The sequence below is a fragment of the Leptospira adleri genome (genome assembly GCF_002811985.1).
GTDB classification, from domain to species: domain Bacteria; phylum Spirochaetota; class Leptospiria; order Leptospirales; family Leptospiraceae; genus Leptospira; species Leptospira adleri.
This window is the reverse complement of sequence record NZ_NPDU01000103.1, coordinates 1-12,257: the sequence shown is the minus strand read 5'-3', so window position 1 is coordinate 12,257 and position 12,257 is coordinate 1. Positions and strand designations below refer to the sequence as shown.

Sequence of the window (12,257 nt, the reverse complement as noted above, 5' to 3'; positions counted from 1 at the left end):
ACACTGGATTGATTTCTTGATTCGTTTCTTTTTCTACTTAGATCGCGTGGAAGTCATTCTTTTTTGATTGGAAAACAAAATCTTAAAATTCAAGAAACACTTTTGATCGAAATCGTTGCGGACCTTTTCGATTTAGAAACCGGAATTCTTTTTGAAAAATTTCGGGATTTGAAAGTGAATTGGAAATCGATTTCGGTTGTTGAACTTCTTTCTTCTCTGTTTCCGGATCGGGAACTCAAGAGGCTCGACTACGACTCGATTTCAAAAAGAATCGATCCTTCCTTACCGAAAAAATCGCCCGGACGCGCCGCGTTTCTTGAGGAAAAAATCTCCGCTGGAACTCACTTTCTGATATGTCCGGATGGAATTCCGGCTCAGGCGATTCTTCATTCTTCCGGAATTTTTATCTGGACGAAGAACGGTTTTCTTTTTAAAAACGAGGCCCCTTCTCTCTTTCAAGAATTCTCCAGGATAAAAAAGAACGCGAAGATTCTCGGTTGGGTTCTTAAAAACGAAATCGGCGAAACTATATTCTTATATTATGATATATTAGAATACGAAAACGAAATCGTTTCTTCGGATTCCATAAAGGAAAGAAAAAGAATTCTGGATTCCATCTTTGCTCCCCAACTCAAATCCATTTGCGGGGTAAAATGGAATCTAGTTTCTGAAAAAATCGATTCCGGAGAATTCCAAAAAAATTATCTGAGAGAAAATCAAATCGTTTTTCTTTTTCATCCGGATGAAAAAGAATTTTTGGAATTCAAAGCGGCCGAGCAAACGATCAAAGCGGTTTTGCTTTACGGGAGAAAAGCGATGAGCAGCGAAGGTTCTACTTTTTGGGAACTAAGTTTCGGAGTTCCGTCCACCGCGGGTGAAAACGGGTTTCATACGATCGCGAGATGTTCGATGCATTCGAGCCATTCTTTGTTTTTAGAAATCGATTCCTTTTTCAAAGAGAATACAATCGAAAAAAAAGGTCCCATCCGAGGAGTTCCTACAATTTGGAAGGCTGAACTTTCCTTTCGAAACATTCTCCCCTCTAAGAGACATAAGATTGGTTTTGTTTTGGAAGACGTGAAAATTCTTGGTAAAATTTCGACGGAGGAATCGATCGATTCCTTGGATCAGATTCTCAAACCCTTTTTGGAAAAAAAGTAGGAACTCCTATTTTTCCTTCGATGCAACACAGTGACGCAAATCTCGGTTCGCAAAGCAAGGGAACGCTCCCTACGGGTCGCTTCAAGTCGGAACTCCGGAGAAAAACTTTATTCAACGGCGATTCCGAGAAAGATCATCGACATCCGTTAAAATGTAGGAACTCTTCCAAGAATTTTTTTCTCGGGAACGATTCCGATTGGAGTTACTTGACAGAGACTCCGTTTCCAGTTTTTTGGTCGATATGAACCAGAAAACTGCAAAACTTCTCAACAAATACGCAGAACTTAAGGGCGTAAGCTCAAAACAAATCAAAAGAGAATGGTTGGTTTTGAACGAACATCAGAAAGATCAAAAAAGACAAGAAATTCTGAAAGAGCTGGTTAAATAAGACCGGCTTTTTCAAAGAATTCTTCTCCTGATCCCGTATCACTTTAGATCTTCCGAACATATTTTTCAACTCGGGCAGGACCTCATGGAAGAAATCGAACTCACTAAAGAATTCCGCTTCGACGCCGCTCATCTTCTTCCCAACGTACCCGACGGCCATAAATGCAAACGACTTCACGGTCATAGCTTTCGTTTTAAACTTCATCTCAAAGGAAGAATCGATCCTCATACCGGTTGGCTCATCGATTACGCGGAAGTCAGCAAGATCGTAAAGCCTCTCATCGAAAATCATCTCGATCATTATTATCTCAACGACGTCCCAGGCTTGGAGAATCCGACCTCGGAAAATATTTCCGTCTGGCTCTGGAATCATCTCAAACCGCTCCTTCCTCTTTTGTACAAAATCACTCTCAACGAAACTTGTACGAGCGCCTGCATCTACGAAGGTCCGAAAAATTCTCACTAAACAAGAGGCGAGTTTTGGATTCAGATAAAAGTAAGAATTCGAATCGAAAAAAAAACGATTCCAAAGTGAAAACCTCGAACAACAAGGCGATCGTTCTTTTATCGGGAGGATTGGATTCTACCACTTGTCTTTATCAAGCGATCGCAGACGGTAAAGAAGTCCGAGCCCTTTCTTTCGATTACGGACAAAGACATAGAATCGAATTGTCTTACGCAAGAAAAATCACGCGCAAATTAGGAATTCCACATACGATTCAAAAGTTAAAACCGGAATTGTTCTTAGGATCCTCTCTCACACAAAAGTCGATCAAGGTTCCGAAGAATTCTTTAGGAAAAGATGAAATTCCGAATACGTATGTTCCCGGAAGAAACATTCTCTTTCTTTCTTTCGCAACTTCACTCGCGGAAGGAACCGGATCCGATTCGATCTACATCGGAGTCAATGCGATGGACTATTCCGGTTATCCGGATTGCAGACCCGAGTTTATCAAGATGTTCGAAATGGCGATTCAACTCGGAACGAAAAAGGGAAGTCAAGGTTCTCCTCTTAAAATCATAACTCCTCTTCAAAATCTTACTAAGAAAGAAATCGTTCTCTTGGGAAGTAAATTGAACGTTCCCTTTCAACTCACATTCTCCTGCTATGACCCGCAAAACGGCAAAGCCTGCGGAAAATGCGACGCCTGTCTCTTGAGAAAAAAAGGTTTTCAGGAGACAGGAGTTTCTGAAAAGTGATCCCATCGGTAAACCCGGCCTTTCCATGCTCTTTGGAAAGGAATCTCTGATTAGGAAAAGTTATAATGGAACAGTTCGTAGGTTACCTGACGATCTTCTTATTAGCCGTATTCGTAGGTTTTGAGGTCATCACAAGAATTCCTCCTCTTTTACATACCCCTCTTATGTCAGGTTCCAATGCTATTTCCGGAATCACGATCATTGGGGCGATCTTATCTCTTCATTCGGTGAACGGTCCCTTGATCAACATTATCGGATTTGTGGCGATGGTTGCTGCAACCATCAACGTGATCGGCGGATTCTTAGTTACGCACAGAATGTTAGGAATGTTCAAGAAGAAAGAAAAGTAAGAATATGGAAAAATCGATTATCAATTTAATTTATCTTCTCTCCTCGGTTCTTTTTATCGTAGGATTGAAACTTCTTTCTCACCCGAAGACCGCGGTTCGTGGAAACTTCTTAGGCGCTGTGGGAATGTTCTTCGCGGTTGCGGCAGCACTCGTTGAAAAAGGCCTTGCGTACGAATACATCTTAGCGGGATTCATCGTTGGAACCGCGATCGGAGTTTATCTCTCCGTAAAAGTAGAGATGACTTCTATGCCTCAACTCGTCGCGGCTCTCAATGGTTTTGGAGGTCTTGCTTCTTTTCTCGTTGCAGGTGCGGCGGTGATGGAAGTTCTACATCAAGGAACCAATCTTGAAGTCTTAAATTCATATCAGTTTACGGTTTCGACCGCTGCGTCCGGAATCATCGGTGCGGTAACCTTGACCGGAAGTTTTGTGGCTTACGGAAAACTCCAAGGACTTCTTTCCGAAAAAGCGGTCCGTTATCCGGGCGATCAACTCGTTAAGATCATCTTCTTCGTCGCGTCCATCGCACTCAGTTATTTTGTAGTGGTCGAACCTCAAAGGATAGAATGGTACTGGTACGTCGTTGCGGTCGGTTCCGTTTTAGGAATTCTTCTCGTAATGCCGATCGGTGGAGCGGACATGCCCGTCGTGATCGCACTCTTGAACTCTTATTCCGGAATCGCGGCTTCGGCGACCGGATTTGTTCTCGGAAACAACGTTCTTATCATCGCGGGTTCTCTTGTAGGAGCTTCCGGCATCATCCTAACACAGATTATGTGTAAGGCGATGAATCGTTCTCTTACAAACGTTCTCTTCGGAGGATTGGGCGCTGCAGTCGATAACTCGAAAGGCGGAGAAGACATCTACGCCGGAAAAACCAAAAGTACTTCCGCGGAAGAAGTCGCAATGCTTCTTGATATGGCTCAAAGAGTCGTGATCGTTCCGGGTTACGGAATGGCGGTTGCACAAGCTCAGCATGCAGTAAGAGATCTTTATAATATTCTAACGGACAGAGGAATCGACGTAGAATTTGCGATTCACCCGGTTGCAGGAAGAATGCCCGGTCACATGAACGTTCTTCTCGCAGAAGCGGATATCCCTTACGATAAAATGAAAGAAATGGACGAGATCAATCCTACTTTCGAACAAGTCGACGTAGTGATCATCAACGGTGCAAACGACGTGGTCAACCCGCTCGCGAAGACCGATCCGGGTAGTCCGATTGCGGGAATGCCGATTCTGGACGTGGACAAAGCAAAGACAGTAATCGTGATCAAAAGAAGTTTGAGTCCTGGATTTGCTGGAGTTCCGAATCCTCTTTTCATCCAAGACAATGCTTTGATGTATTTCCAAGACGGAAAAAAAGCGACTCAAGAAATCGTTACCGCTCTAAAAGACACCTAATCTTTTCCATTCTTTTAGAGAATTTTCCTCAAAGCCGGATCCTGAAAAGTCCGGCTTTTTTATTTGCAAAGAGCCGTCCGCTCCGGACCAACTCAAGAACATCACAAAAGACTCACGTATTAAATCCTCATTCGACTTCTAAGAATTGATTCGAACCTTTACGCGTCCGTTCTTAAGAATGAATTGTATTAGAATCAAAACGAAAACTGATCAATACGAAGCAGAAAATCCAACACTCTTCTCGTTTCTAAAGTTTTACAAAAAACTTCGCAAAGAATTCGTAACATAGTTTTGCGGAAATAAAATCAAGTTCTCATTCAATGAGACGATATAGGTTCTTATCCAAAGATTCCTTTCAATAAACAAATCCGAGGTATTGAATCGAATCGGAAATCGTAATACGAAATGATTACTTTTCAGAGAAGGTCTGATTCGAAATAAAATTCTATTTTATTCTTCTATAATCCGAGAAAAATATTATCGATTTAAACCGAAATATCTTAGAAACGTTCTGTTATACTTCGCATGAAGTTCCTACAAATCACGCTAACCTTGGCTGTAAATTTTATCTTACTTTCGAACTGCAAACATTCCAAAGAGGAAGTTCCCTTTTTATTCTTACTGGGCGCCGCGCAAGCGATCGAATTTCAAAACTTAATCTCCGGTCCGGTTCCGATCGATCAGGAAACGGAACTCACGAATTATAAAGTTCAGATATTCAATTCCACTCAGAACATCACGATCATCGGCTATTTTTCAAAACCCGCGGGCTTAAAAAAATTTCCTTTGATCGTCATGATGCACGGATGCGGCGGAGCTTATTCCTATAACGATCCCTCGAAAGGCGTTGCTTCGCTTTTTACAGAATGGGCGGGACGCGGCAAAAATTTAGGTTACGCCACTTTGTTGCTCGATAGTTTCACGCCGAGAAACGCGGAGCAGAATCAGTGTGGAAACGGATCGGGTGCAGGAACCTCCGAAGTTACGGATCGTCCAACGGACGCCTACGCCGCTTTAGACTACGTAAGAAGATCCTCGATTATCCTAAATGAAAGAATCGTTTTATTAGGATGGTCGCATGGAGGAAGCAGCGTCATTTCGACAGTTGATACGAATTCCACCCTTCCATACCGTCAGAAATATCCGAGACCTTTCAAAGGAGTGATTTCCTATTACCCGGGTTGCGGTCTAAACGGCGCGTTTGGAGGAATTTCAACAAGCACGTATCTGCCGTATACTCATTTGAAAATTCTCGCGGCGGGATTGGACCCTCTTTATACCGGTGGATATTGCGACGACCGGGTTAACCGCGCGCAGACGTTAGGCGCTAGCTTAGGAACAAACAATTCTATTGCGATAACGGTATATCCCAACACACATCACAGTTTCGATCAGGCCAAGGCGGTAAACGATCAGTTCGATGCGAACGATGTAAACGCAAAACCGCTAGCGGACCAAGAAGCGATCAACTTTTTTCAATTGCACAATCCGTAAAAATTTTTAAATTATTGATCTTGAAAAGCAAAAATGAAAAACGAACTTACCACATCGATCAAGAAGAATACATTCTAAAATTTGAATATTCTAATATTACAAGAGGCGGCGTATGACAAAACGAGAACTTACTTTTCAAGACGGGACATCCGATAAATTCTGGAACTTAGAAACCTCCGGAAATTCCTTCACAGTGACCTTCGGTAAAACCGGAACCGCGGGACAAACGCAGACAAAAACCTTCGATTCGGAAGACAAATGTCTAAAAGAAGCGGAAAAACTGATTCATGAAAAACTAAAGAAAGGATATAAGGAGAATTCCACCGGAGATTTTCTCGCGGAATGGAAATCCCTGCTCGATTCAAATACGCCGAAGGAAGCATTTATAAAACATTTTTCATTTTTAACGGAAAACGAAGAAGACAAGGAAATTCTTAAAAAACTGTCCGAAAATTTAATTTCTTTCTCCTTAAATGAAAAAGAAAAAACTTTAACCGCCGAAATCAAAATTAAAGACTTGGAAGATGAAAACGCGGAATTGATCTGCCGACCTCCGTTCACTCAAATTCCAGGAAAAGGTCTTCCGAAGAGTTATACAAAAGTCTCAAAGGTGCATAACGGAATTTATTACGAAGACTTAGGCGGAGGATCGATCGGATTTTTCGGAATGGATAAGAATGGAAAAATCAACGGCGGCGGATGGGAGCCCGAAGCAATCGAAGAAGGCGACAATGAAAAATTTTTAGAAGCGCTGGAAAATAAAGACCTATCTCTGGAAGACGTCCCTTGTATTATCGAGTTTGGTCAGAATTGGATTTTAAACAATCCCTTAAAAAAGACGATTCACAAAGAACCCGCTTACCTTTTTGTATCCCACGAAGATTGCGAAGTCGTAACGATCAAAGAAGCCGATCGGTTTTTTTTCGGTCAGATTCTTTTAAGAATTTTTGCGCAAAGAATTCTCGATATGGAATTCTTCTCCGAAGTTTATTCTTAAATTTTTAGATCGGCCTTGAAAAAACTCAGTCATTTGTTTTTTGGAAAACAACCTCTCCTTGAATCGTTATTTGACAAAGTCGGTTTTATTTTGTGTGGTTTATCGCTAAAGAAATGGTCTCAAGGAAAAAGATTGAATGCAAAAAAAGGGCCTTTTGGATTCTACTTGGAATGAGCTTACGTTCGTCTTTGAAAAATTCTTTCACAAGAATCCGGAGAAAAACGAAAGCGGAAGCTGTTGGCGGGAATTCAAAATTTTCCGTTGAACGGGAGTATATTATGAAAACCGAATTTTCTATTCGTATCGTGGAAATGGATCCGGAAGCAGGATTTACCGGCCATCTCGTTTTAGTCGCCGTGGAGGATCTTACTTCTTTATCCGTTAGGGACGCCGTAGACTCTTGGACGAGAATTCTCAAAAATGCGGACGATTTAGTTTTCTCCGATCCGATTTTCGAAGATTCGGACCCGTGGTTCGGCTTCGGCGTTACGATGGAAGATCGAATATTGGATGAAGAGGCTCTCTTTTCCAAAATTCCGAACTCGGATTTTTTGATTGAAACGTCAGTTTCGGAATACATAGAAGCGCTGATACATTTCAACGAAGAGAATAACGATGAAGGACTTGCCACCCATGAGGAATTGGAAACGGGAACTTACGCCGTTCTCTGGCTTCTTAAAAAGAATCTAAAATATCTGCCGCTTTACATTCGATATTTGAATTCTTTGGATCTCGATCATACGGTTGCGCAGTTGGACGTATTATTCCAACTCGCAAAAAGATATTCTCCGATTGAATTGGAACCTCTCAAAAAGTTCGCAAAGAATAAAGACGCGCAACTTTTAAACGATTGGCTCGAATCAGATCGTGTATGGAACGAGCGATGACGGGTTCACTTCGTTCATTCGGATTTATCTAAGAATCTCATTCGATCGGAATCAACCGCAAATGATTTCTCAAGTTGCAAAAGAATTGAATTGTTGAATGCCGCTTTCATTCTATAGAATATGGAACAAAAAGATTACAGCGACGAGGTTCGACTTCATAGATCCAAGTTCATTCGCTTTTTATTATTTGTCGCGGGTTCTATTTCCCTAACGTTGGGGATCATCGGAATTTTCACGCCCATTCTTCCAACGACTCCGTTCTTACTTTTATCTGCGGCCTGTTATGCGAGGGCCTCGCATAAATTTTACAATTGGCTTATGAACAATCGCTATTTCGGATCTTATATTCGCGACTGGAGAATTCACAAAATGATTCCGCTCCGCGCAAAGATCATCGCCATCTCCATGATTTTTATAACGATAGGAACGACCGTTTTCTTTTTTATTCCGATTTTAGCGGTAAAAATTCTTATTTCTCTGATCGGCGTTCTCGTCGTGATCTATTTGATACGAATTCCTACCAAAGTAAAAAACTGAATTTAAAATATTCTTTGTCGGAGTTACGACAACGAATCAAACGTATTTATCCTTGTGCAAAAGGTAATTCTGTGGTAAAGGGAAAATCTCCCGATTTTTCCCGCCATCGAAACTCAATGATTCGCTCCCTATGAGTCGCTCATCATCCCTCCACTCAAAACTCAGCGCGGCGCTCTCTACGGATCGTGCCGCAGGTGGGACGCGCGGCTTTCACGGTAGAATTTTGTCGGAACTACGTACGGCAAGAATCCTTTTTAATAGGGGGATCGAGAAGGAAACATGTGGAAAACCTTCGAGTCGTTCTCTTTGAGAAGTTCCGCAATGTCCAAGGCTTCCTGCACTTTCCTTCTCTTATCAGGTTCTTCCTGCAACCAAGACGTCACAAAAGATTCCAATCTCCTGTAATCCTTGATAAAGGAAAGTGAACGTATGTATTCGATCTTATCTTCTTCTTCGGCGATCTTAAACTGAATCACTTGTTGATACGTTGCGGCCGCCGCGCGATAATTTCCGGTATTGTAATATGCGTGCGCCAAAAATCTTTTCTCCTGAAAAGGAAGTTCTCCGTAGAGATTATAGATTTTAATAGCCTTTCGAAAATTCTGATGAATGTCCATTACAAGTCTTGCATGGATCAGCATATATTCCCTGGATTGAAATCCGTCTTTTACGAATTCCACACACTGCGCGTAAGCGTCGGCTTTGTTTCCCAAAAGAAAATTCGATTTTAAAAGAAGAAGTTTCGCCGCTCTGAAATTCGGCTTTAATTCGATCGCCCTTTCGGCTTCCGCTTTCGCACGGAGATAATTTCCGGTTTCAAAATAAGCGAGGGCGAGATTGATTCTATAGAATGGATTGTAATTGGATAACTCCACCGCTTTCTGAAAGTATTCCAAAGATCTAGGCCATTTGTTTCTCTGAACAAAAATCATTCCCAACTGGTAATAAGAAGGGTCGTGTCCCGGTTGAATCTGAATCGCTCTCAGAAGCGAATTCTTCGCTTGCGGATAACGGCCCTGCGCGTAAAGATAAGAACCTTTGAGATAATGATATTCTACCGTGTTCTCGTCTAACTTCTTGATTCTTTCTATATTAACGGAAGCCCTCGCCAAATTGTTCGCACGAATCAGGTTTACGGTTTCGGTATTGAGAGCGGCGATTTGAACTCTTCTTCTTGCGGCGTCCGCAGGAGATCCGCCGTCCATGTTTGGAGTCGAAGAAACGTTCCCGGGAAGATTCTCGTCTTCATCATCGGCAAAAAGAATACCGAAAGAACAAAGTATTAAGAGGAGAAGAATTAAAGGACGTTTCATGTTTACGATTTTTTATTCGAAGGAAAACCGAAACCGAATCAGTTCTTTTCGAAGAATTCTACGTTGTCTTCTTTTTTATTTAGGAGCTGAAGTTCCTTTGCGTTGACTTTTAGAATTCTATATTCCAGATCAAAAGCGAGATCCGCGAGATTAAAATGGATGTCGTCATCCTTCATTTTGTAGGTAAGATGAAATGTATCATATTTTGCCAAACCGTCCGGAAGAATCAGAAGGTGACTTCCTTTTCCTTTATCCGGGTCTTTGCATTCTCCCTTTTCAGGACAATTCTTAACCTTTACCCAATCCCCTAAAATCAGCTCCTCTTTCTTTTTACAAGAAGAGAAAAGAAATAGAACGAGAGTTAAAATGAGAGCGAATTTTTTCATAGATTCAAACATAGAGATCCATCCTTGGTTGTCCAATGAAAATCTAAGCAAAGGAAAGGGAAGAAATCAGGGATTGGGGCGGAAAACGGGAAAAGAAAGCGGGAGAATCACTGATGATCGATGTATTCCTTTAAGTTTAAAACTTCGAAGGTATTCATCAAATCCGGATGAATCGCGCTGATCGTACAGTGAATTCCTTCCGATTTTGCATTCTTCAAAAACCATACGAGAGAACTGATTGAAATCGAATTCATTACTGGAATATCGCCGAGGTTGAGAATGATCGACTTCGGCTTTTTAGCGATGGCGTCCATGAGCATCGTTCGAAACGCATAGTAGTCGTTAAAAAGAATGGTGAGATCAGGAGTGATTTCGACTATTTCTGAATTATCTGACATTTTAAGATTCGCTTTCAAGTTCTTCGGCGTCCTCATATACTTTCGGACGAAAAAACTTTCCCAAGTAAAAAAAATCTCTCGTGGAAAACGCAAATTCAACCGATTTTTTTGAGGGGAGAGAAATAATGTTTGAGAAAACCCATTTCATGAAAACCCAGGATTTACTGGAAAGAGGAATGAATAGTTCCGTTTTAAAGAGAAAAGTAATTTCAGACAATATCGCAAACGCGGACGTTCCTCATTTTAAGAGATCCGAAGTGATCTTCGAATCTATGATCAAAAGAGCCATCGAATCCGAAAAAATCGAGGCAGTCAAAGAAGTTCCAACACAAATTTCAGACGACCGCCATATTTCATTCTTCAAACCCTTGGATTATCGGGAAGTTCAACCCAAGGCCAATATCGACTATCTGACTACTATGAGAGCCGACGGCAATAACGTGGACGTGGAGAAGGAAGTCGTGGAAGCATCCAATTCCCAAATGCAATACATGATGATGTCGGAAAGAATCAACCAGAATTACCGAGATCTAAAGCAAGTCATGAGAATGGCTTAAGAATTAAAATATTTTCCTTGAATTCATTATAATGAGACATAATTTTACCGTTTAGGAAGTAGCCATGGGCCTTTTCTCATCGATCAACATTTCCGCAACAGGCTTATCCGCGCAAAGATTGCGAATGGATGTGATATCCAACAACATCGCAAACTCAACGACCACAAGAAATACGAATGGAGACGGACCTTTTCGAAGAGATCGGGTCGTGATGACTCCGATCAACCTGAGAACCAGATGGAATAGTCCCGTATATCCGTTCGGTATTTCTCCCGGAGAAGGAAAAGGCGTAAAGGTAATGAAGATCGAAAAGGATATGACTCCGCTTCGTTTGGTTTACGATCCTACACATCCGGACTCGATTCAGATCGGACCCAAAAAAGGATACGTGGAAATGCCGAACGTAAACATCGTAACCGAGATGACGGACATGATTTCGGCTTCTAGATCCTACGAAGCGAACGTGCAGATGATCAACGGCTCCAAAGCGATGTTTAACAAAGCGCTGGAAATAGGTAGGGCATAATTATGGAAATCAATTCTAATTCTTCACTCTGGTATACTTATAATTCCGGTTATAACGGCGGGAAAGCTCATCCCCTTACTCCGAAAGGAGACAAGGTCGATGTATTCACGACTGAAGATAGACATTACAAAGATGTAAAACAACCCGTTTCTCCCGATTACGTCGCCGAGAGTTTTTCGGAAGCAATGAAAAACGCAATGACATCGGTCAACGATCTTCAGGTGGAAGCGGACGAACTCACCCAGAAAATGGTCTTTGATCCGAACTCTGTGGATGCGCACGAAGTGATGATCGCTTCCGAAAAAGCGAGAGTCGCTCTCACATTCACAAAGACGATCGCCGACGGAGTCGTTCGCGCTTACAGAGAATTGACTTCTCTGAGATAAAAAATATTCTTCTTTTAATTTTAGAAGTGAAAGTTTTTAAACGGACCGTTCCGAAAGGAACGGAGGATTTTTTTCTTTTTCAAAATTCGATTCCATTCTTCTCTTTTCGTTTTCCTTTAACCCAGCCGTTTCATACTAACGAATGAAATCCTTTCCGGTAAGGTTTACTTTTCGATTCTTTGTAATATCCGGTCTTCTGATAGTGTCCTTAAAGTTTCGCACAAATGAGAACTTGAGAAGAGCTCTCCTCACACGATCAAGCCATGAGCTTTA

General features: G+C 41.7%; 16 protein-coding genes. 13 read left to right on the top strand and 3 right to left on the bottom strand.

Annotation, left to right across the window (positions count from 1 at the left end; all coding sequences use genetic code 11):
* Positions 1-63: 63 nt before the first annotated feature.
* From CH376_RS22365 to CH376_RS22320, 10 genes are all read left to right on the top strand, one after another.
* Entirely contained in the window at positions 64-1,161 is a 1,098-nt protein-coding gene (locus CH376_RS22365; protein WP_100788442.1) for a hypothetical protein, read from the top strand.
* Positions 1,162-1,357: 196 nt separating this feature from the next.
* The gene (locus CH376_RS24110) at positions 1,358-1,549 is read left to right on the top strand and encodes a hypothetical protein (RefSeq protein WP_125231968.1); all 192 of its coding nucleotides are present in this window, start codon (positions 1,358-1,360) and stop codon (positions 1,547-1,549) included.
* Positions 1,550-1,633: 84 nt separating this feature from the next.
* Positions 1,634-2,014 (top strand): 6-carboxytetrahydropterin synthase QueD, encoded by a 381-nt coding sequence (gene queD, locus CH376_RS22355; RefSeq protein WP_100787064.1) that lies wholly within the window; start codon positions 1,634-1,636, stop codon positions 2,012-2,014.
* A gap of 14 nt (positions 2,015-2,028) precedes the next feature.
* Positions 2,029-2,748, top strand: coding sequence for a 7-cyano-7-deazaguanine synthase QueC (queC, locus tag CH376_RS22350; RefSeq protein ID WP_100787063.1), 720 nt, complete (start codon positions 2,029-2,031; stop codon positions 2,746-2,748).
* 65 nt (positions 2,749-2,813) lie between these two features.
* Complete coding sequence (locus tag CH376_RS22345; RefSeq protein ID WP_069608768.1) at positions 2,814-3,098, top strand: NAD(P) transhydrogenase subunit alpha part 2; 285 nt, start codon at positions 2,814-2,816, stop codon at positions 3,096-3,098.
* A 4-nt stretch (positions 3,099-3,102) separates the two neighbouring features.
* Positions 3,103-4,503: an NAD(P)(+) transhydrogenase (Re/Si-specific) subunit beta gene (locus CH376_RS22340; protein ID WP_100787062.1), complete on the top strand. Its 1,401-nt coding sequence runs from the start codon at positions 3,103-3,105 to the stop codon at positions 4,501-4,503.
* 525 nt (positions 4,504-5,028) lie between these two features.
* Complete coding sequence (locus tag CH376_RS22335) at positions 5,029-5,997, top strand: dienelactone hydrolase family protein (RefSeq protein WP_165781805.1); 969 nt, start codon at positions 5,029-5,031, stop codon at positions 5,995-5,997.
* 112 nt (positions 5,998-6,109) lie between these two features.
* Positions 6,110-6,994 (top strand): WGR domain-containing protein, encoded by an 885-nt coding sequence (locus tag CH376_RS22330; RefSeq protein WP_100787061.1) that lies wholly within the window; start codon positions 6,110-6,112, stop codon positions 6,992-6,994.
* Positions 6,995-7,272: 278 nt separating this feature from the next.
* A complete protein-coding gene (locus tag CH376_RS22325) occupies positions 7,273-7,881 on the top strand; it encodes a hypothetical protein (RefSeq protein ID WP_100787060.1) in 609 nt (202 codons plus the stop codon).
* Positions 7,882-8,001: 120 nt separating this feature from the next.
* Positions 8,002-8,418, top strand: coding sequence for a YbaN family protein (locus CH376_RS22320; RefSeq protein WP_100787059.1), 417 nt, complete (start codon positions 8,002-8,004; stop codon positions 8,416-8,418).
* 254 nt (positions 8,419-8,672) lie between these two features.
* On the opposite strand, the gene CH376_RS22315 is transcribed toward CH376_RS22320, so the two are convergent.
* From CH376_RS22315 to CH376_RS22305, 3 genes are all read right to left on the bottom strand, one after another.
* The gene (locus tag CH376_RS22315) at positions 8,673-9,731 is read right to left on the bottom strand and encodes a tetratricopeptide repeat protein (RefSeq protein ID WP_100787058.1); all 1,059 of its coding nucleotides are present in this window, start codon (positions 9,729-9,731) and stop codon (positions 8,673-8,675) included.
* A gap of 38 nt (positions 9,732-9,769) precedes the next feature.
* Complete coding sequence (locus CH376_RS22310; RefSeq protein WP_243394802.1) at positions 9,770-10,117, bottom strand: LIC10301 family lipoprotein; 348 nt, start codon at positions 10,115-10,117, stop codon at positions 9,770-9,772.
* A gap of 107 nt (positions 10,118-10,224) precedes the next feature.
* Positions 10,225-10,515 (bottom strand): STAS domain-containing protein, encoded by a 291-nt coding sequence (locus CH376_RS22305; RefSeq protein ID WP_100787056.1) that lies wholly within the window; start codon positions 10,513-10,515, stop codon positions 10,225-10,227.
* A gap of 125 nt (positions 10,516-10,640) precedes the next feature.
* Here CH376_RS22305 and flgB point away from each other — a divergent pair, with 125 nt between their 5' ends.
* The 3 genes from flgB to fliE all read left to right on the top strand — a co-directional run bounded on the left by flgB (position 10,641) and on the right by fliE (position 11,984).
* A complete protein-coding gene (gene flgB / locus CH376_RS22300; RefSeq protein ID WP_100787055.1) occupies positions 10,641-11,072 on the top strand; it encodes a flagellar basal body rod protein FlgB in 432 nt (143 codons plus the stop codon).
* A 64-nt stretch (positions 11,073-11,136) separates the two neighbouring features.
* Positions 11,137-11,598 (top strand): flagellar basal body rod protein FlgC, encoded by a 462-nt coding sequence (gene flgC / locus CH376_RS22295; RefSeq protein WP_100787054.1) that lies wholly within the window; start codon positions 11,137-11,139, stop codon positions 11,596-11,598.
* A gap of 2 nt (positions 11,599-11,600) precedes the next feature.
* The gene (fliE, locus tag CH376_RS22290; protein WP_100787053.1) at positions 11,601-11,984 is read left to right on the top strand and encodes a flagellar hook-basal body complex protein FliE; all 384 of its coding nucleotides are present in this window, start codon (positions 11,601-11,603) and stop codon (positions 11,982-11,984) included.
* The last annotated feature ends 273 nt before the right edge of the window (positions 11,985-12,257 follow it).